At 59.0% G+C, this 18,487-nt stretch carries 17 protein-coding genes and 1 pseudogene; 8 read left to right on the top strand and 10 right to left on the bottom strand.

Features of this window, described 5'->3' with window-relative positions; genetic code table 11:
* The first annotated feature begins 42 nt into the window (after nucleotides 1-42).
* From RVAN_RS07400 to RVAN_RS07415, 4 genes are read left to right on the top strand one after another with little or no spacing between them, the layout of a single operon-like run.
* A complete protein-coding gene (locus tag RVAN_RS07400) occupies nucleotides 43-1,464 on the top strand; it encodes a DEAD/DEAH box helicase (protein WP_013419130.1) in 1,422 nt (473 codons plus the stop codon).
* 48 nt (nucleotides 1,465-1,512) lie between these two features.
* Nucleotides 1,513-1,743 carry a hypothetical protein gene (locus RVAN_RS20470; RefSeq protein ID WP_041787342.1) on the top strand — a complete coding sequence of 77 codons (231 nt, stop codon included), beginning with the start codon at nucleotides 1,513-1,515 and terminating at the stop codon, nucleotides 1,741-1,743.
* Entirely contained in the window at nucleotides 1,743-2,162 is a 420-nt protein-coding gene (locus tag RVAN_RS07410) for a VRR-NUC domain-containing protein (RefSeq protein ID WP_013419132.1), read from the top strand. Before RVAN_RS20470 ends, RVAN_RS07410 begins: the two co-directional genes overlap by 1 nt.
* The gene (locus tag RVAN_RS07415) at nucleotides 2,159-4,708 is read left to right on the top strand and encodes a toprim domain-containing protein (protein ID WP_013419133.1); all 2,550 of its coding nucleotides are present in this window, start codon (nucleotides 2,159-2,161) and stop codon (nucleotides 4,706-4,708) included. The genes RVAN_RS07410 and RVAN_RS07415 overlap by 4 nt, the downstream gene beginning before the upstream one ends.
* A gap of 17 nt (nucleotides 4,709-4,725) precedes the next feature.
* Here the strand turns inward: RVAN_RS07415 and tnpC are convergent, their stop codons facing one another.
* The 3 genes from tnpC to tnpA all read right to left on the bottom strand — a co-directional run bounded on the left by tnpC (nucleotide 4,726) and on the right by tnpA (nucleotide 7,157).
* Nucleotides 4,726-6,309, bottom strand: coding sequence for an IS66 family transposase (gene tnpC, locus RVAN_RS07420; protein WP_013418084.1), 1,584 nt, complete (start codon nucleotides 6,307-6,309; stop codon nucleotides 4,726-4,728).
* 96 nt (nucleotides 6,310-6,405) lie between these two features.
* Nucleotides 6,406-6,753: an IS66 family insertion sequence element accessory protein TnpB gene (tnpB, locus tag RVAN_RS07425; RefSeq protein WP_013419097.1), complete on the bottom strand. Its 348-nt coding sequence runs from the start codon at nucleotides 6,751-6,753 to the stop codon at nucleotides 6,406-6,408.
* Nucleotides 6,750-7,157 (bottom strand): IS66-like element accessory protein TnpA, encoded by a 408-nt coding sequence (gene tnpA, locus RVAN_RS20990; protein ID WP_041787200.1) that lies wholly within the window; start codon nucleotides 7,155-7,157, stop codon nucleotides 6,750-6,752. Before tnpA ends, tnpB begins: the two co-directional genes overlap by 4 nt.
* A gap of 671 nt (nucleotides 7,158-7,828) precedes the next feature.
* On the opposite strand from tnpA, the gene RVAN_RS07435 reads away from it, so the two are divergent.
* Complete coding sequence (locus RVAN_RS07435; protein ID WP_013419134.1) at nucleotides 7,829-8,545, top strand: HNH endonuclease; 717 nt, start codon at nucleotides 7,829-7,831, stop codon at nucleotides 8,543-8,545.
* Here RVAN_RS07435 and RVAN_RS19585 read toward each other — a convergent pair.
* Genes RVAN_RS19585 through RVAN_RS07445 form a run of 3 tightly spaced genes read right to left on the bottom strand, consistent with a single transcriptional unit; the run spans nucleotide 8,491 to nucleotide 12,036 of the window.
* Nucleotides 8,491-8,988, bottom strand: coding sequence for a very short patch repair endonuclease (locus RVAN_RS19585; RefSeq protein ID WP_210160455.1), 498 nt, complete (start codon nucleotides 8,986-8,988; stop codon nucleotides 8,491-8,493). The genes RVAN_RS07435 and RVAN_RS19585 overlap by 55 nt on opposite strands.
* The gene (locus RVAN_RS07440) at nucleotides 8,954-10,948 is read right to left on the bottom strand and encodes a BbrUII/HgiDII family restriction enzyme (RefSeq protein ID WP_013419136.1); all 1,995 of its coding nucleotides are present in this window, start codon (nucleotides 10,946-10,948) and stop codon (nucleotides 8,954-8,956) included. The genes RVAN_RS19585 and RVAN_RS07440 overlap by 35 nt, the downstream gene beginning before the upstream one ends.
* Nucleotides 10,945-12,036 (bottom strand): DNA cytosine methyltransferase, encoded by a 1,092-nt coding sequence (locus RVAN_RS07445; protein ID WP_013419137.1) that lies wholly within the window; start codon nucleotides 12,034-12,036, stop codon nucleotides 10,945-10,947. The genes RVAN_RS07440 and RVAN_RS07445 overlap by 4 nt, the downstream gene beginning before the upstream one ends.
* A 483-nt stretch (nucleotides 12,037-12,519) precedes the next feature.
* On the opposite strand from RVAN_RS07445, the gene RVAN_RS07450 reads away from it, so the two are divergent.
* The gene (locus RVAN_RS07450; protein ID WP_013419138.1) at nucleotides 12,520-12,720 is read left to right on the top strand and encodes a hypothetical protein; all 201 of its coding nucleotides are present in this window, start codon (nucleotides 12,520-12,522) and stop codon (nucleotides 12,718-12,720) included.
* Nucleotides 12,721-12,731: 11 nt separating this feature from the next.
* On the opposite strand, the gene RVAN_RS07455 is transcribed toward RVAN_RS07450, so the two are convergent.
* The gene (locus tag RVAN_RS07455) at nucleotides 12,732-13,547 is read right to left on the bottom strand and encodes a DNA-methyltransferase (RefSeq protein ID WP_013419139.1); all 816 of its coding nucleotides are present in this window, start codon (nucleotides 13,545-13,547) and stop codon (nucleotides 12,732-12,734) included.
* Between the two features lie 338 nt (nucleotides 13,548-13,885).
* Between RVAN_RS07455 and RVAN_RS07460 the strand changes: the two genes are divergently transcribed.
* Complete coding sequence (locus tag RVAN_RS07460; protein WP_013419140.1) at nucleotides 13,886-14,080, top strand: hypothetical protein; 195 nt, start codon at nucleotides 13,886-13,888, stop codon at nucleotides 14,078-14,080.
* An 82-nt stretch (nucleotides 14,081-14,162) separates the two neighbouring features.
* On the opposite strand, the gene RVAN_RS07465 is transcribed toward RVAN_RS07460, so the two are convergent.
* The 3 genes and pseudogenes from RVAN_RS07465 to RVAN_RS20475 form a co-directional block, all read right to left on the bottom strand.
* Nucleotides 14,163-14,543, bottom strand: a complete 381-nt coding sequence (locus RVAN_RS07465; RefSeq protein ID WP_041787348.1) for a helix-turn-helix domain-containing protein — start codon at nucleotides 14,541-14,543, stop codon at nucleotides 14,163-14,165.
* A pseudogene (locus tag RVAN_RS20785) lies at nucleotides 14,540-14,647 on the bottom strand (type II toxin-antitoxin system HigB family toxin); the annotation flags it as partial. The pseudogene RVAN_RS20785 and the gene RVAN_RS07465, both read right to left, overlap by 4 nt.
* Nucleotides 14,632-15,204, bottom strand: coding sequence for a hypothetical protein (locus RVAN_RS20475; protein ID WP_013419142.1), 573 nt, complete (start codon nucleotides 15,202-15,204; stop codon nucleotides 14,632-14,634). The pseudogene RVAN_RS20785 and the gene RVAN_RS20475, both read right to left, overlap by 16 nt.
* Nucleotides 15,205-16,029: 825 nt before the next feature.
* Between RVAN_RS20475 and RVAN_RS07480 the strand changes: the two genes are divergently transcribed.
* Nucleotides 16,030-18,051, top strand: a complete 2,022-nt coding sequence (locus RVAN_RS07480; protein ID WP_013419143.1) for a hypothetical protein — start codon at nucleotides 16,030-16,032, stop codon at nucleotides 18,049-18,051.
* Nucleotides 18,052-18,487: the final 436 nt, after the last annotated feature.

The raw sequence follows: 18,487 nt of genomic DNA on the forward strand, positions 1-18,487 counted from the left end.
GCTGATGGCTGAGCGACTGCAGGAAGCTGGGGCGGCAGTCTGATGGCATTTGCGCTTCGCCCCTACCAAGCCAAGCTGATCACGGACACTCGCGACGCCCTCCGCGAAGCGAAATCCGTGCTCGTGCAGCTGCCAACCGGCGGCGGCAAGACGGCAATTGCCGCCTACATGGCGGGTAGCGCGGCGAAGCGCAAAAAACGCGTTGTTTTCGGGTGCCATCGCCGCGAGCTCATCAAGCAGACGATGAAGACCTTTCAGAAGGTCGGCATCCCCTTCGGCGTCATCGCTGCCGATTTCACGCCGGATCCTCGTCAACCCATTCAGATCGCCAGCATCCCGACGCTCGCCAAGCGGCTCGACCGCTACCCGGCGCCTGACCTCTACGTGCCGGACGAAGCGCACCATGCCGGTGCTGCGACATGGGCTGAGGTCATCGACAGCTTCGCGCGCCGGGGAACGAAAACCGTCGGTCTGTCGGCGACACCCGAACGCCTCGATGGCACCGGACTTGGCCGCTGGTTCGATACGATGGTCTACGGCCCGAGCACGGCGTGGCTCATCGAGAATGGCTTCCTGTCCCCATATCGGCTCTTCGCTCCAGGCACCATCGATGTCACCGGCATCAAACGCACGGCAGGCGACTTCAACAAGGCTGCGCTTGAGGAGCGGGCTTCGACCTCGGCTATCACCGGGAATGCGGTCGAGCATTACGCGCGGTTTGCGCGCGGTCGCCGCGCGATGGTGTTCTGCGTGTCCATCAAACATTCGATGAGCGTGGTGGAGCGCTTCCAGGCTGCAGGCTTTCGCGCGGCGCATATCGATGGCAAGTCCGAGAACCGCGACGAGTTGATCGCCGCTTTCGAGACCGGTCAAATTCAAATCTTGTGCTCGGTGGATCTGGTCTCGGAGGGCTTCGACCTGCCCGCGCTTGAATGCGCGATCCTCCTTCGCCCGACGCAGTCCTTGGCGCTCTACCTTCAACAGGTCGGCCGGGCGCTGCGCACGCACCCCGGAAAAACCGAGGCCATCATCCTCGATCACGCGGGCAACAGCCTGCCTCGCGAACAAGGCGGGCGCGGGCACGGTCTGCCGGACGATGACAGGATTTGGTCCTTGGACGGGCGCGCTACCAAGAAGCGGGCGAGCGAGGACGACGACGAAGAGAGCGTGCCGACGCGGCAATGCCCGATTTGCTTTCGCGTTCATGCGCCCGCGCCCGTCTGCCCGAACTGCGGGCATTCCTACCCAACGGCGGGGCGCACCATCGAAGAGCTCGCGGGCGAATTGCAAGAGATAGACCGCGCCGCAGCGCGGGTTGAGCGCGTTCGCGAGCAAGCGAGGGCGAAGAACCTTGATGACCTGATCGCTCTCGGCAAGGCGAGAGGCATGAAGAACCCCTACGGCTGGGCCAATCATGTCTTCAGAGCGCGGCAGCAAAAGACAGAAACTCGATACGTTCGCTAAGGGGGACTTGTGGCGAAGACTTACTTTGATCTGGTCAAAACCGGACGAATGGATATCGCCGAAGCGGCCAGCGCGCAGCGCATGCGCGAGTCCGGCCGCCATACGATGGATTCGATGCTGCCGCCATCGCCGAAGGCGAGACATGAAGGCTACGCCTTTGGCATCCTCGACGGCCTTGCGGTTCGCTTCGTCCAATGGTTCGGCCCGAGCGGCGCCGGCGAGGTCTTTCGCCACTATGCAGCCGTGTGCGAGCGCCAGACGACCGCAGCGAGGCGGTGATGAGCTCCACCGGCACCGCGCTCATGAACCGCGTGCTGATCGCGTTATCGGCTGCGGGCCTCACCGTCTGGCGGAACAACACCGCTGTCGGGTGGGCGGGCAAATCCCTTTCGCTTCGCCCGGGCGAGATCTATCGCGCGCGGGGCGGCGAGCGCGTCGTGCTCAACGCGCGGCCGGTCAGGGCAGGGCTGTGCGAAGGCTCATCCGACATCGTCGGGATCGAGGCCGTCACGATCACGCCCGACATGGTTGGGCGGACGGTCGCGATCTTTCACGCCTGGGAAGTCAAGGACGGCTCCGGTCGTCTCTCCACGTCGCAGCGGCGTTTCCTCGAACACGTTGAGGATTGCGGCGGCGTGGCCGCAGTCGTGCGTTCGGTCGATGAGGCATTGCAAGCGGTCTTCACGAGGCGACGGTGAACGAAGCGGACATCAAGGAAGCCTTCCTCGCCGCGATGCGTGCGAGCGGCGTGCACATGGACTGCGCCTCCAACCGCGGCGGCCATCCGATCGCAGACGGAAAGATACAGCGGGCCGATTCGACCGGCAAAGGACGGCGCAGGAAATATGACATCTGGTATATCCTGCATGCAGACGAGCGCCCGGTTGGAGAATTCGGCGACTACAAACACGATATCCGCGACACGTGGATCGCGGGGAAAGACCTCAAACAGCTTTCTGATGCCGAGAAGGCCGCGTATCAGCAGCGATTTGCCGAGATAAGGCGCGAGCGCGAAACCTATCAGGCCATGCTGAGCGCGAATGCGGCCAAGGCGGCTGCCCTTCTCCTGTCAGGGGATTGCAGCACCAGCGTCAAACCCAAAGGGCACCCCTATCTCGCGAAGAAGGGCTTGCCCGCGTTTCCAGGCGCGCGCGTCTTGACGAAGGATGTGCGCTACGTGATCGACCCTGAGATTGGCGAGCAGACGGTGAGCGCGGGCACGCTGATCGTGCCGATGTTCCACACGAGCGAGGGCAACGCGAGGCTCGTCAGCGTCCAAAGGATCTTCGCAAACGGCGACAAGCGATTCCTGAAAGGCACCCCCAAAAAAAAGGCTTTCCATCCGGTCGGGCTTCACACCGCGCCAGACGCTCCGATCTACATCGCCGAAGGCTACGCGACCGCCGCGCGCATCCATGAAGCAACAGGTGAGCGTGCTGTGGCGGCGTTCGACGCGGGCAATATGACGCCGGTCGCCATCGCCTTGAAGGCCAAGTACCCCACGGCCCGCTTTATCGTCATGGCGGACAACGACAGGTTCACGAAAGGCAACCCAGGCGTTCGCCACGCACGCGAGGCGGCCGAGGCTATCGTCGCACCACTTGTCATTCCTCGCTTCTCGCGCGAGGAGCGCGCGGCCACAGACTTCGATGATCTGGCCCAATTGCGCGGGCTGGCGGCGGTACGCGACGCGATCGAGGCCGAGCTGAACCCGAAGCCGCGGTCTACACCGCTCCTTCCCCCACCTTCCGAAAAGCCGCTCGAATTTCCCGTCGCTGAAGCCGTGTCGTTCGATTTCGGGGGCGTGGCGGGCGGACCCGTCGCTCTCGGTTACGACGGCGAGGTCTATTATTATCTCACGGACGCGGGGCAGGTGATCGGCCTCACGGCAAACGGTCACTCCAAACTCGCCTTGGTGGGGCTCGCCCCGCTGAGCTGGTGGGAGGCAAATTTCTCGGGAAGACAAGGCTGCAACTGGCTCGCCGCCGCGAGCGCCATGGTGGCCGATTGCAAGCGCCGCGGTGTGTTCCGTCCCGATACCGTCGTTGGCCGGGGCGTCATTCTCGACAACGAGCGCGTTGTCGCTCATGTCGGCGACAAGCTGCTGATCGACGGCGAGCCCGCTCCGCTTGAGCAGCCCGACGCTCCCTGGGTGTATGTCAGGCGCGCGCCCCTCAAGCTGGACGGCCTTCTTCCGCTTTCGAACGACGAGGGTGTGCGCTTCGAGAAAATGATGCAGCGCTTCTCGTGGTACGAGCCAGACATGGGGCGCTTACTCGCAGGGTGGCTCGTCATCGCCCCGATCTGCGGTGCTCTCCCTTGGCGTCCACACATCTGGCTCACCGGCGAGCGAGGCTCAGGCAAATCCTATGTGATGGAGCAGATCGCGATGCGGGTGCTTGGCGGGTTATCCGTTCAAGCACAGGGCGGCTCTACCGAGCCTGGCATTCGGCGCCTTCTTCAGTGCGATCTCCTGCCCGTCTTGTTCGACGAGTGCGAGGCGAAGACCGAGTCCGACAAGCGCCGCATAGAGCAGTTGCTGGGGCTCTCTCGTCAGGCTTCTTCGGCTGAGGGCGCGCCCATCGTCAAAGCTGCGTCCTCCGGCGCTGCATCCTACCGCATCCGTTCGCCCTTCCTATTTGCCTCGATCGACAAGAACGGAACTCAACCGGCCGATGAGAGCCGCACCATCACGATCGCTCTGCGCGGCGTCGCGCCGTCAGCAAGCGACAGCGAGAAGATTGCTCATGCAGAAGCGTTCGCGGCCCTTGATCGCGAGGTGCAGGCTCTCGTGACGACCGATTTCGGGCGACGGCTTTTCTTGCGAACGGTGAGGCTGGCAAAGACCATACGCCAGAACGCCGTTGCTTTCGCGACGGCGATCGCAAAGCGAACCGGATCGCGGAGGCTTGGCGACACACTCGGTGGCCCGCTCGCGGGCTGGCTGTCTCTGAGTAGCGACATGGTTGTCACGCCCGAACTTGCTGCGAAGTGCCTCGAGAAATGGACGTGGCTTGGGGAAGCGATTGAGCGCGGGCAGACCGAGGCGGATCATGACGCCGCGCTCTCGCATCTGTTGCAGGCCCATCTTGGGCTCGACGGCGCCCGGAAACGTACTGTCAGCGAAATGGTTGCTGCGATTATCGAGCGCCAGGAAGTGGCCGAGGTCGAAAGGTACGCAGCCCATCTGGAGCGCTATGGAATGCGTGTTGATCGTAAGCATCCGGTGAGGGCCGCAGCGTGAGCGCTTGCGGTTGATGACTACGCCGCCAGTTGCAAGCCGGGCTGCTTCCATTCCCAGGGCAGCAGCTCATGGAGTCGGCTTTGCGGCTGGCCTGCGATGCGGGCGAGCACATCGGCCAGCCAAGCCATCGGATCGATGCCGTTGAGTTTGGCCGTCATGATCATCGTCATCATAAAGGCGGCCCGGTCGGCGCCGCGATCTGAACCGGCGAAGAGCCACGACTTTCTTCCGAGCGCAAAACCTCTCAGCGCTCGTTCGGCCGAGTTGTTGCTCAGGCAGATGCGGCCGTCGCCAAGGAAAGCGGCGAACCGATCCCAGCGCTTGAGCAGATAATCGATGGGCCTGGCGACGGAAGCCGAGCGCGACAATCGCGAGCGCTCCTCGCCAAGCGAGGTTTTCAGATCGGCCAGAAGCGGCGCGCTTTGCTTCTGGCGCACGCGCAGGCGCTCGCTGGCGGGAAGGCCGTTGATGGAGCGCTCGATGTCGAACAGCGCGTCGATGCGCTTGACCGCTTCCAGCGCAATCGGGGAGATGGCCGGCGCCTGTTTGCCGCGCTTCGCGTTGGCGGCGATGTCAGCCAGTTCGAAGAACTGGCGCCTGGCGTGCGCCCAGCACAGCGCCGAGACGATGGCGCCTTTTTCGCGCGCCGGATCGTAAAGCCCGTTATAGCCGCTATAGGCGTCGGCCTGCAAAATGCCGGCGAAGTCTCGAAGATGGCTCTCGGGATGCTCCTGCCTTCGGTCTCGCGAAGCGTAGTAAAGCGCGGCCGGCGGCGCGGTCCCGCCAAAAGGGCGATCGTCTCTGACATAGGTCCAGATGCGGCCGGTGACTGTCTTGCCTTTCGCCAGGATCGGCACCGTCGTGTCGTCGCCAAACAACCGTTCGGCCGAAAGAACATGGGCCTCGATCAGCGCCTGGAGCGGTTGCAGCGCCGCCATGCAGGACCCAACCTGATCGGCCAGCGTCGAGACGGAAAGTTCGACGCCTTCGCGCGCATACCGCTCGCTTTGCCGGTTGAGAGGCTGGTGCTGGCCGAACTTCTCGAACAAGATCATGGCCAAAAGGCCCGGCCCGGCAAAACCGCGCGGCGTTGCATGAAAGGGCGCCGGCGGTTGCGCGATCGCCTCGCAGCACCGGCAGGAGAACTTCTCGCGCACCGTTTGGATGACTTTCCAGCGGCGCGGAACAACCTCGAGCGTCTCGGTGACGTCCTCGCCGAGCTTCGACAGCTTCGTCGAGCCGCAAGACGGACAACATGTCGGCGCCGGGAGCACCACGCGCTCGCGCGGCAGATGCGCCGGGAAAGGCTTGCGCGATGGATGCTTGCGCGTAGAGGATGGCGTGCCTTGCGTCCGGGCTGTGGCTGTCTCGGCGAGAAGCTCGTCCTCGGCCGCGGCTGTCTCCAGCTCTTCGAGCTGAAGCTCCATCTGCTCCAGGAGCCGCGCCTTGTGCTCCGAGCGGCTACCGTAAAGCACCCGCCGCAGCTTCTCGATCTCGAGCCTCAGATGAGCGATCAGCGCGTCCGTGCTGGATGTCGCCGCGCGAGCGCGAGCCGCAACGGCCTCGGCGGAAAGGCGGGCGGCGCGCTCGGCGAGGATCATCGCATGCGCGGCGGCAAGGTCGGAAGGAAGAGCGTCAAGCGGCGTGGTCACCCGACAAGAGAATCATGGTTCGCCAACGTTTTCAAAGGCAAACCGTCAGCCAACCGAAGTCGGTCTCCAGGTTTTTTGCGGATTGCGCCAATCGATCCCGGAGAGCAGATAGCCAAGCTGCGCGGGCGAAATCGAGATCGCGCCGTCAGCCGGGCTCGGCCACAAGAACCGGCCTTTCTCCAGACGCTTCGTAAAAAGGCAGGCGCCCTGGCCGTCATGCCAGATCACCTTCAGAAGATCGCCCCGGCGGCCGCGAAAGCAAAACAGATGGCCGCTCAAAGGATCGCGCTGCAAAACCTCCTGGACCTGCAAGGACAGCGACGGGAAGCCCCTGCGCATATCGGTGTGACCCGTCGCCAGCCACACCCGCACGCCGGTCGGAACCGGGATCATGGTCTCCTCCCGTCGGCAATATCGAGAATGCGCTTCAACGCGCCCATGTCGGCGCCGGGGCCAACCCGCACGCGCCGCCCGTTCAAAAGCTCGATCTCGATGCGATTATCGGCGGCGGGCGCGTCACTGGCGCTGTGATCGTAGATCGTGTCGCGGCTCTTCCCTGGCGCCGTCAGAGAGACCGGCAGGAATGCCGGTGCGGGCTCTGGCTTCTCGTCGTTCTTGGCCAGCTTCCGCCAACGAAACAGAAGGCTTGGCTTGATCCCATGCCTGCGGGCGACCGCTGACACATTCACGCCGGGCTGCAAAGCCTCGGCGATGATCGCCTGCTTCTCGTCCTCGCTCCAGCGGCGCCGGGTATCAGCAACTACGGAATACCGGCGGGCAAAAGTATCTCCAGACATAGGCACGGGCATAGCTCCTGTCGCGACAAGCGTCACAGACAAGACCTGTCTCTTACACGCCCCGCAAGGCGGCCCTCAGCGGAGGCTTACTGTTGATCCGCCGCAGGAGCCTGGGGATGGCGCGTTTCTTGTCGTGGCTAACCGTTGCAACCCGCTTGAGAGCCTATTCGGGGGGCAGCCGTTCAACCTCAACTCGCTGCGTCAGCACCCCTTCGCGGAGGCCCAAAAGCAACCCGTTCGGTTGGCCGGAAGGCTCACGCGCGTGCGGCGCATCGACCTTGTCGCCGCCGGCGTTGTTGGATGACGCTGCGCTTAGCCGCCACGGGCTGCGGGTGATGACGCACGAAGAGAGGGACGGCGCTGCTCTTCGCGAACAGCCACGCTGCGGCGCCACCCGGTTGCGCGCCGTTGGAGGCCCCGGTTCGCTTAGCAGGTCACGGTAAGGTTCGGGCGCGGCGCTGGCTATCAATCTGGTGGCAGCCGGGCAGTAGATCTAACGGGCCAGTCCTTTCTCGCCTAATATTTGCACGTTCGTTTATTTTGACGACAGGTGGACGGTGTTGAGACATCTTGCGAATGCAAATATTACATCGCCGAAATTAGGCAACCGTTCTGATAACCTTTTTAGTAAAGGTAGCCGTGGCAGATACATATGTTCGCATGGTGGTCGAATGTTAGCATCGGATAGGGCCGTTCCCAAGTCCACAAACGTCGAAGCGATTTCTTTCCGACTGACTAAACTCCGTGAAGCCGTGGTTGCCGGTCGGTCGCGCCTCAGCTGTCTTCGACGCTGGAGTGAATTCATCCGTGAACGCGACGGATATCGCTGCGTCGATTGCCATTCGCAGGAGGATCTTTCAGCCCATCATATCTGCCGCAAATCCTTCTTCAGCGCAGCTCAGTTCGATACCGGGAACGGCATCACGCTCTGTCGCCAATGCCACAAAGAACTACATGCAGGCTTCAATGGACGCCCCAATATGCTTTTGCCGGTGGACGCAGAAGGTGGAGAAAAACTAGGCCTCATGGAACGCCTGTACAGCATCCTATTGGATGATGCTGTCGAGCGAGGATTGATGCGCGAGGACTTCTATTTTCTTAGCGATGAAATCTTGGGCTTTCTCAGGAAAATGCAAGGTTATGAGGTAGATACCTATTTTCCGGGATCACGTCTTGAACAAGCATATTTAATCCTAGCTGTGTCTGAGCGGCAAGTGCTTCGCGCCATCGCAGAGGCAAACGGCTTCGTGTTGGACGAGCGCCCGTTATTACCCGGCGGCGCAATGGAAGTCTTGAACGACGAGGGTGGTCTGGGATCCGGATGTATCGTGTGTCAAAAATACTCCCCTCGCTTCCCAGCCCCAGACAAGTCCGAGTCCGATGGATAAGCCTCGGCCGTAAATGCTGAAGCTAACTTCGCGGCAAGAATTTCGACCGACTTCGTTTCGCATTCCCAAACGATTAACACCTGCCACCCCATTTTGCGCAGTGCAATTTCGGTCAGTTGGTCCCGTGCGACATTCCGATCAAATTTCTCTGTCCAGAATTCTAGACGGGTCTTCGGCATAGTCGCCTTTTTGCAGAGAGGATGACGGTGCCAGAAGCAGCCATGAACGAATATTACGGTCTTGTGTTTCCGCAGCACGATATCAGGGGAACCTGGCAAGTCGCGACGCTGAACGCGAAAACGATAACCCAGCGCGTATAACGTGCGCCGAACCGTCATCTCCGGCGCCGTATGTTTCTGTCCGACCGCTTGCATAATGCGGCTCCGGACAGGGTCTACAGACAAATGGCTACTCAACGGATGGAGTAAAGCTTTCGATAGCATCAAATATTTTCCAAAGTTTGTCTACCTTCTTATGTTCCTCAATATAATCTTGATAGGCGGCTTGAGCGTTGTTGAGCAATTCGTCGTAGAGAACAATCCGAGCGTCGACAGTCTTGAGCTGATCAATAACACCCTGCTTACCGGTGCCAACTGCATCATACCATTCGGGCGGATATTTTCCAAGCAGGCAAACGATCTCAATCGGCCAGCCCTTATCTTTCGTGCCGTCGATGATTTTTTTTACTCCATCACGATAGGAGCGGATTTGCTTAGTGAGGTCATCAAGATGCACAGAAACAGTTGCGCGTTTCAATTCAATAATGACGTGCTTACCCACTGCTGTTCGGTAGGCGAGATCGACGCGGGCGTTCTTCTCCTTTTTGTTCAGCTTGTCAGTGTTATCTTGAAGAAATTTATTCACTTTCGTTTCTGAATGCTCAGAACCTTTTGCCCGTTCCCATGATGGGTCAAGAAGCCATAGATGCTCCTTGATGAAGTCTCGAATGACGAGTTCCTTGTCGTTCTCTGAAATTTTGCTTTGAAGAGTCTTGATCACTCCAAGGCGGAGCTTTACTATTTGGCCATAAAAACTTAACTCCAGGTCGTCGATCTCTCCGAATATCTCAAGGATATACGATACCCCTTCATCTTTAAGTTCATCAAGTTTATCCAACTGCTCTTTGCGACGATAACTTTCAAAAGCCAGGATTGATGCCTTCAATAAGTCTTTTTTGTACTTGTCGTCCGGCGAACGGATTGTATTGAGTCGGCCTATCCAACGTTCAGCCTTCCTCTTTGTGTCGCCCTGGAGACGATCGAGCCAATCTGAAACCGCAGGCACGGAGGCTGCAAGCTTTGCACCATCGGTCCGCCGCCACTCGCTCCAGCGGCCAGCTATGTGGCGGAGTTCGGACAGAACGATGTCTCGCAACGCTTCGAAACGCGGGTCGTCTTCTTTGAGCGACTGGCGACTGCTTGTTGCGATATCACCTTTATCATCAACGTCCAAATCTTCACAATGAAGCTCACCGATGATGTAGTCCGCGTAAATCTCCTTCTGGCCAAAGATGTCAAGAATATCCTCTTGAGCCATCTTGCCGCGCATAAATATCGCAACTCTGTTTAGGTTGTCGCCTTCTTCGTCCTTTAGCTGGCTCGGGCTGGACACGGTACCTATCCATCCGGTGAGGCTTATACCTGCCTTCCTCAACTCGTCACTAATAGCCGGGAGCCTTGGCTCCGCTTGACGTTCAAGTTTGCAAGTACTAGCGAAGGCCGTCTGGTCATCATAGGTCCAGAGATACTGAAGCGCCTTATGATAGCCGCGATCTTCCGGCCCCACCTCGTTTCCATTGATTTGTACGGTGAAATCGTTCTTCGGCCCAATCACCGAAAACCGACGGGCGACACGTCGCTTCAGACCTTCGACGGTCATGCCGGACAATGACCTAGAGATCTTCGAAAGAACGATCCGCGTGCCCGCCACCAAATCGGGTGGCCAGTTGGTCAATTCTTCCGGTCTATAGATGTTCTCGCTTTTGCCTGCAATCGCCTTCCGTATAATGTCCCGGTCCATTCGGAATGCGGTGCGCTCACCGTTCAACGTGGTGAAGACTTCTGCCACCTGGGCGATCGAAAAGATGGATAGCTTTCCGATGCCCTTGCGGCCCATCGGCTTTCGCCCAAGCGCAGTTACGTCTCCCAATTCGTCCCGCCGCTTGAAGCCGACAGTTAGGAAGCGGTCGATTACGCCATCGCGATCCATTCCTGTGCCGTCATCTTCAATGGTGATAGTTTCGGCTACCCTGTTGATCGTGACTTGCACATTCCTTGCGTCGGCATCCCATGCGTTAGCGACTACTTCCGACAGGACGGCCGGAACGTTGCTGTATAGATTGATCCCCAGGTGCTCCAGCGCATTGAGACTTATCGTCATGATCAGTTCTCGCTGTGCTGTCATTCTACTTCCTCCAGGTGTTTCTTCACCGCTCGAGCAATCGCCGCTGCCAGTTTGACCGGAACAGCGTTGCCGATCAGCCGCCCGATGGCCTTGAACTGAATTCGCTCTCCAGGCCGCACGAACTCATAATCGCGAGGAAAGCCTTGCAACATCGCACCCTCACGGAGTGACAGTGCTCTAGCCTGCTCGGGATGGCCAAAGCGACCATTGCCGAACCCGAAGAACTGCGTGGTGATGGTCGGCGATGGCTCTTCCCATTTCATTCGACCGTAGACCGAGGAGTACCCCCGACCGGTCTCAGCCTTGTGGCAGGCTGCGACCAGATCGTCGCCCCACTCTCTCCAAGTGCCTCCAGGTTTTGACGCGGCGATCCTACGAACATTGATGTCCGACAAACGACTTGCGCAATGAAGGGGATCGGCATCGTCAGACTCACCATGGCCGAGTGGCGGTAGCTCGCCGATTTCGTCCATCACCGTTCGGTAGTTATCCTTATGAGTCGGCGTCGGTAGCAGGATCGGCCCCCGCCGAGACGCCAACAAAACCAGCCTGCTACGAGTTTGCGCAAGGCCAAAATCGGGACCGTAAAGAACCTTCCAGATAACGTGGTAATCGGCGTTTTCGAGCACATCCACGAATTCACGGAAGACCGCCCCCTCCTTGAAAGTTAGAAGACGCGGAACGTTCTCCATTGAGACGACGTCGGGCCGAACTTCATCAATCAACCCAGCAAAGTAGGAAAGAAGCTTCCATTTGGGATCATCGTTCTTCTGGTTGTATGTCGAGAATGGCTGACAAGGTGCGCAACCTACCAGCACGCGATGCCGACCGGGAACAAACAAGTCCTCAATCTCCCGCCCTTTGAGCTGCGCTACGTCCCGCCTGATGAAAGGCGCGTCATTATTATGCTCGAAAGCGTACCGACACGTCTCATCCGTGTCGATACCAGCGACTATGTCGAATCCTTCTGAATGGAAGCCGTGAGACAGACCACCCGCACCACAGAACAGGTCGACGACTGTAGCATCTGGTCTCGTCACCGTTTGATGGTCAACTTGGATTTCAGGGGCCACGCTCGCTGTCTTCACTTCATTCCTCCGATCCTTCAACTCCTTTCTGAACATCAAACTTGCGGCTGGCGCCTTAGACCGCGCGAGGCCGTGTGTCGGTACTAGCCACTGGCGTTAGATGCCGATATTGCTTACGTCAAGGGTGTGAGCCCTTACGGGCCACATATAGGGTGGATACCCCCAAATCCCCTCGCTAGGAGGGTATCGTACAAAATTGAGGATACCTTCTGGGCGTTTGTGAAGGGGCGCGTCAGTGTCGTTTCCAAGTTATAATTACTCAAGCTTTCCAACAAGTCATTATAATTTATTAAGAATTGCCGAATGCGAGAGAATTCCTGGGGAGTCCAACCGCTTACATGACCCGTTGGCTCGATTGGAATGTGGGCGCCTCATGGCTCTGGCAGCGAATCGGCTCGCCCCGTTTTCTTGTTGCCCGGCCGAATGTCGCCCGAGGGCGGGGCGACCGCCTTGAATTCGAGAACAAATGCGGAACATCCTCGCATGTCGTTTGAGTCCGAAGAAGCCGCCATCCGCTTCACAATTGAGATGGCCCTCCTATCCGTGAAGTTCGCCCCAAAGCCAGAGCGCAACGAGCATGTGCGCATCGCGCAGACCGATGCCATCCTCGTCGCCTTGCGCCGCTCCGGATACGACGTCGTCAAGGTGCGCGAGGAACCCCATCAAGGAGAAATGAGGCGGTAGCTTTGCGACGTCTACTGCTCATACATCGCATCTTCGATGCGGCGGCACGCGATGTCGAAATATCGCGGCTCGAACTCTATACCGGTGAACACGCGCCCCATCTTGACGCACGCCACGCCAGTGGTGCCCGAGCCCATGAACGGATCGAGGACGTTTTGCCAGTCGTCTCGCGTGCGTAGGAGCTCCTGCATCAAGGTCACCGGCTTGCCGGTTATGTGGTGCTTGTCTTTCGCGATTACCGGGGTGCGGATATAGCCCGTCTGGTAGATGCCTGGCGCGCTGGCGTCCCGCGTGATCGGCCCCGCAGTTGCGGTCACGATGTATTCGACCTGCGTGCGGAACCACCCCTTGTTCGGCCTCGCCGCCTCCGTCTTATCCCAAGGCACGATGCCCCGATAAACCCACCCTCCGACTTGGCAGGCGTCGATGATCGCCGGCAGGTTTCGCCAATCGATAAAACACATGAGCGCGCCGCCCTGGCGGGTCGCCCGCAAGCACTCGGCCATCCAATCGGAGCACCAAAGCGTGAGCGAGCGCTGATCGCGGTTGTCGCCACCGAAGTCGGGATCTGTCTTCTTCGTCCCCGTAAAGCGATACTTTTTGCTCGGCGCCTGGTTCCGTGCGGCCTGGGTGGAGCCTCCGCTCGAGTAGGGCGGATCCGTTATGACCGCGTCAAACCCGTTCAACTCCGGCAGCGCGAGCCGGCAGTCCGCATTGTAGAGAGTGTGTGGGCCGATCTGGACGCGCGAACGCGCGAGCCGCTCGCGCAGCGCTTCGATGATGTCTCGGTGATCTTCTTCATTCGCCGCGCCAGTCATGACGTTCATGGTGCCCCCTGCAAGTGCCTTTGCTCACGCGGAAGCTCCGCGCGCGTGTAGGCTTGCCCCGCTGTTCACAATATGTAAACACCGTTTTCTTGACAGGCCAACAGCTTACCGGTGGATTTGTCCCATAGGCGTTGCACCGGTCTGTTGGATCCAGACGCATAACAAAGGCGAGCGCGCTACAACCGAAGCGCCGATTTCATTGAAATTATTGACAAAAAAGGCACACGCGCGCCTCGCGGGCCTCTCCTTATCGGAGTTAACTATAGATTCCATATCGACAAATCTATTTTTCCATATTTAATCAAATGAACCTGTACCGAGTTTGTGAGGATGAGTTCATGACCGCTGTTCTTTCCGAGACTGCCTTCCGTGCGGATCCCGCCACGCAAGGAACGCCAACCGATCTTGACCGGTTCGAGTTTCTTCTCTCCATGATGGTAGAGCTTAAAGCCCTCACACAACAAGCCAACCTGACACCCGAAACCGTACTTCTGGGAGCGGCAATCAAGGAAATGCGCGAGCGGCTTTCGTGAAGCAATGGGCGCGGGTGAAGCGTGCACTTCGCCTGTGTTGGCCTCAGGTTTGAATATGTAAGGGGCCGGAGAACCCGCCCGATTATGCCGCGTTCAGATGGTAGGGCCGTACGAGGCAGTCTGCCGGGATGCCCCAACCGGTGCTGATCTTGTGGATCATGTCCACGGTCAGCGCCCGACGGCGGTTCAGCACCTCCGATGCACGTGGCCGAGACCCCAGAAGCGCGGCCAGATAGGCCTGCGTTTTTCCGGTCACCTCCATGTGTGTCCGCAACAGGTCAATCGGCTCGACCGCCTCTATCGGAAAGTGCCGGGCCTCGTACGCATCGATCAGATCGGCCAGCACATCGAAGCGATCCGCCTCCGGTGTTCCGGGAGCGGGCTGATTGTCGAAGTAACGGGCGATCTCGGCGAGCGCCCATTCGTGGTCTTCAGCAGTGCGGATCGGTCGAATATCCATCAGATCGCCTCCGGGTTGATCTTGTCATACTCCTTGTGGGTGCCGACGAACTTGATCAGTCCGCGGCGGTAGGGATATGCGAAATGCACGATCAGGCGGAACTTGCTTGTGCAACGGTCTGCAAAACCATTCGAGCGACAGCGACAGGACAATCGATAGGAACCCAAGCTTTGGACCGCGCGTCATATTTCTCGAACCGCGCATGGCGAGTCAAAACCTCCCGCAATGAAGTTTCATCCAATTCAACCAATGCAGTTTGCACTTCGGGAGTTTGCATTCGAGTGGTGAGGAATCGAGGCGCCAAACGCGTCACTGCGCGCACAAGTCTCCCAGCGTTCAAGGTCACACCGGTAGCTGGGTCAGCCAAGATCCGCCTAGCGGCCTCGACTGCCGCGTGAATTTCTCCCCCGCGTATACGGATAATAGGGCGCTCGCCCGGGATCCCGGTCTGTCGGTCTAACGTAACGTCACGGCTCTTTGTTTCGGGCAGACCGTCATCTTTGCACGTCCCGATGCGATCTCTTGCGGCGAATTCGGTTCTCAGACGCCCGAGTTCTTCATCCCATGCTGCCTGCAGCCCAGCGACGAGCGATTCCAAGTCCTGGCGATGCTGCTGGCGCATCTCGCGGAGCTCCTCCCGCAGCTTCTCTATCTCGTCTTCCATCGGCTCGCGGTCTTGCTCTTAATCTGGCGGATAAAGAGCACGATGATTACAATATGTCAACGCTAACCAAGCCGGCGTGAGGTCTTGCGCCTTTCTCGGCCGAAGAAGTCCAGTGGTCACCCTTCCTGCCTAGCGCGATATGAAAAACTTGCATCCGTGAAGTGCCCTGGATCGTGGTTCTCAACTTGCGCGACCATAGCGGTGGGGCGATAACTGAAGTCAGGTATTGACAATTCTATGCAAATATGATCTGTAGACTATACCGCGACGCAGAGAAAGCGGGCATTCACCTTCTTCTATGTGAAGAAGGGCGGTTACGCTTAGGGAAGATCGGTGAGCCCGACCACCCTGCACGCCTTGGGACTGTCCTTATTTATCTGCTGCCGCCTTCGCGACGCTGGACAATATAGCCAGTAAGCAGAAGGAGGATGCGCATGGAGCGTTTCCCTCTCTCCTTGGCACCTCGGATCCCTCAACCAGTTGTTGCGGTCGATCTAGGCTGTGCCGTCGGCCGCCTGCCAAGGAGTATTAGAAATTGTCTGCAAGCAGCCAGATGAAGGAAGTTCGACGTAATCTGGAACGTCTGGGCTTCGTCGCCACGAAGACACGCGGAGGTCACTGGCGTTTCCATCACCCTGCGATGGACGGCCCGGTGTTCGCGCCCGATACGCCTTCTGACCATCGGGGATTGAAGAACCTTCGCGCACTGCTTCGTCGCAAGTTGTGTGCGGCTCCGGTCCGCTGACGATCCCACGGGAGCCGTTTCCAAGCGGCTCTCGCTACCCGTTTTTACGCCAATTCCGACGTCAAACGTAGGAGAATCCTATGACGAATACTGATGAAAATCTCCATATCCTGCCTCGCCCAGTCGAGCGCCTCCCTGATTACGCCCACGCCAAAGCTAGGCAAACGCTTGCTGAGCGATTGACCAACGCCTTCGACTTATCGGGTGCCTCTGCGATTGCCATTTCGAACTCGGTTGTCGATCCGTCCGAAGTACGCGCATCAATCGGGGGCGCCGAGCAACCAGACGTCGAGCGTATTCCTGTGCCTGGCGGCACGTTGCTCGGCATCAGAACGAGCGTGTGGGCGAGGCGGGTGATGCCCGACCCGCGAAATCCGCGTACCTTTCCCGCTCGGCGGCATCCGTTCGCTATTGAACCAGGTACCGGGGGCGAAGACTCCAAATTCCGACCCATCCCGGAACCGCGCCCACTTGATGCTGCACGCCCGCAGGTCGCCGAGCTCGCCGTGATGATCGAAAATAGGCATCACCTGATTTGGGCGTCACAGCACGCTGAGCGCTTCGTGCTGGAAGAAAACAACTGGAAGCCTTCGATCGAGTCACAGGGTGTTATGGAGGCTGTCTGGCTTGTCGCAACGACTTATGAGCATGCGGATGGCTCAGCGCCTGCAACCGTGCTTACGACGGTTGAGGGGTCTTCACGCACAACGGCCGTCCATAGTTTGCTCGAAGTCCACTCACACGAAGTACCGTATGATGACCAGGACGCCAAGTTGAGAGCCTACATTCGCCGTCTCAACGAGTTATTCGATAAGGGCGAACGTGACAGAGCTACCACGGTCGCGCTCCGTTGCGAGCGTATTCCGGCGCTGATTCTCGTAGGCTTCCGCCCCTACCCCGGCGGTTCAACAACCTTTCCGACAGCGGTGAGGTCGTTTGTTGCGCTTCGCCATGTTGATCCTCCTAAGCCTTGGGGGCCCGGTCCTGAAAACGAATCCCTCGCCGACGAAGTTTTGGACGAATTCTGCCGCCGAAATCTTATTTCCGAGACCGAGCGTGATTACTATGCTGGATCCTGCACGAAGGCAGAAGCGAAAGCGGCGCACCTTCCGGTTGATCCAGTGCTGCGCGCGGCACATATCGTGCGTCTGTTTACCAGCGACGACTCCGCCATCAAACATGCGATGCGCGTAGCCGTCACGAGCCAATCAAGTCGCAAGAACATCGGCTCGAAGCTCAAGAATGAGTTGGCGACCGGTCTCATCCTGCGCGCAGTTGCCGATGAGCCGGCAAAAGTCGACCAAATCCGTCGCTACCTTCGTCACGCATTCGGCCAAGCCGTGCATAAGGTTGCCTGGACGTCCACCGGCCGTACTACCGAGCAAATCGTTAAGGAATCCCTGGCCGAGGTTCGCGCTGTAATCGGAGATGGTTCCACCGAAGAACCCGGGCCCGCTTCAATGGAGCTTGCTGTTCGTGCAGCCTACCCTCTTGTCGTCGATGGACGACTGAATGCAGATCGCGGCACCTCAAACAACGAACAGCCAGATCGGCGTACGCCGGGCGAGATTCTTGATACGATGCGTCGATCCATCCAAGGCGTTCACCAGCTTGGACGGGCCCTGCGCGATTACGAAGAGGGCGTCCCACTACGCGCGGTTGACGAGGAAGGGGAGATTAAGCGTACAGCCGATGACTCCGCGGACCAGATTGTTAGCGACATCTACCTGCGGAACGAGTTTCCGCCAGCGGGGAAGATGAAGGCCAGACGCCCCGGCGACACACCGACCGATCGCTACTACAATTCGCTAAGTGCACTCGGCTCAGCGATGATGGATGTCAAGCGGACGTTCGATGATCTGAAAGAAGTGAGGGGGGATGACAACCAGCCCATCGTCGAAGTACAGGGCGTTGAACTTCGTCACATTACTAGCTGGAGAGATCTTTTGAGCATTTGGGATGAAGAGATGGTTGTCTGGGGCCGAACGTTCCGCAAGAAGTACGGGACAAAGGACCACGGTGGGGCAATACCGAGAGAGGACGACGAGCCAACTGAGGTAGATCCTTATGCCGAAGCAGAGTATGAAACTGCCGACAATTGACGGTCGAATAGGTTCGGTGCTTTGGTAAAGCCGCAGCGCCGACCAGCTCAATCTGACGACCGCTTACGCCGCCGCGAGCCGCTTCAATTTGGTGTCGCACTGTAAGCGCAGTTGCGCATCCTCCGGCAGCCAGAGCGACAGGTGCGGAAACATCAGGCGATGAAGCGCGCTGCGTTTCGAGGGGTGGCTGGCACCGGGGAGGAATGGCGGATCAACCTGGAGTAGCGGGCGTTCTCCGAAGTCAGGCTATGCCCGCAGTTGGCCCTTCTGCTGCCTTGTCTTAAAGGGGATTCCAACCCGGCGGAGCGGAAACACCGTGAAAGATCTCGTAAAAACTGTCGCCTCGACGCGAAGCGCGTCAGCGGCAAGGAAAAGCAGGCCGATTTCCCGGCCCGCCTGGTTCTCAAGCGTGGCGGCCGGTCGCTATCAATGCACA

The organism is Rhodomicrobium vannielii ATCC 17100 (assembly GCF_000166055.1).
In the GTDB taxonomy this organism is placed as follows: domain Bacteria; phylum Pseudomonadota; class Alphaproteobacteria; order Rhizobiales; family Rhodomicrobiaceae; genus Rhodomicrobium; species Rhodomicrobium vannielii.

Bases quoted from the DNA above. Each gene is read 5' to 3' on its own strand.
- tnpA (WP_041787200.1), bottom strand. From the start codon at position 7,157: ATGTCTGGAGATACTTTTGCCCGCCGGTATTCCGTAGTTGCTGATACC.
- RVAN_RS07400 (WP_013419130.1), top strand. From the start codon at position 43: ATGGCATTTGCGCTTCGCCCCTACCAAGCCAAGCTGATCACGGACACT.
- RVAN_RS07480 (WP_013419143.1), top strand. From the start codon at position 16,030: ATGACGAATACTGATGAAAATCTCCATATCCTGCCTCGCCCAGTCGAG.
- RVAN_RS07410 (WP_013419132.1), top strand. From the start codon at position 1,743: ATGAGCTCCACCGGCACCGCGCTCATGAACCGCGTGCTGATCGCGTTA.
- RVAN_RS07455 (WP_013419139.1), bottom strand. From the start codon at position 13,547: ATGAACGTCATGACTGGCGCGGCGAATGAAGAAGATCACCGAGACATC.
- RVAN_RS07440 (WP_013419136.1), bottom strand. From the start codon at position 10,948: ATGACAGCACAGCGAGAACTGATCATGACGATAAGTCTCAATGCGCTG.
- RVAN_RS20475 (WP_013419142.1), bottom strand. From the start codon at position 15,204: ATGGAAGACGAGATAGAGAAGCTGCGGGAGGAGCTCCGCGAGATGCGC.
- RVAN_RS20470 (WP_041787342.1), top strand. From the start codon at position 1,513: ATGGATATCGCCGAAGCGGCCAGCGCGCAGCGCATGCGCGAGTCCGGC.
- RVAN_RS07450 (WP_013419138.1), top strand. From the start codon at position 12,520: ATGTCGTTTGAGTCCGAAGAAGCCGCCATCCGCTTCACAATTGAGATG.
- RVAN_RS19585 (WP_210160455.1), bottom strand. From the start codon at position 8,988: ATGCTATCGAAAGCTTTACTCCATCCGTTGAGTAGCCATTTGTCTGTA.
- RVAN_RS07435 (WP_013419134.1), top strand. From the start codon at position 7,829: ATGTTAGCATCGGATAGGGCCGTTCCCAAGTCCACAAACGTCGAAGCG.
- RVAN_RS07460 (WP_013419140.1), top strand. From the start codon at position 13,886: ATGACCGCTGTTCTTTCCGAGACTGCCTTCCGTGCGGATCCCGCCACG.
- tnpC (WP_013418084.1), bottom strand. From the start codon at position 6,309: ATGATCCTCGCCGAGCGCGCCGCCCGCCTTTCCGCCGAGGCCGTTGCG.
- tnpB (WP_013419097.1), bottom strand. From the start codon at position 6,753: ATGATCCCGGTTCCGACCGGCGTGCGGGTGTGGCTGGCGACGGGTCAC.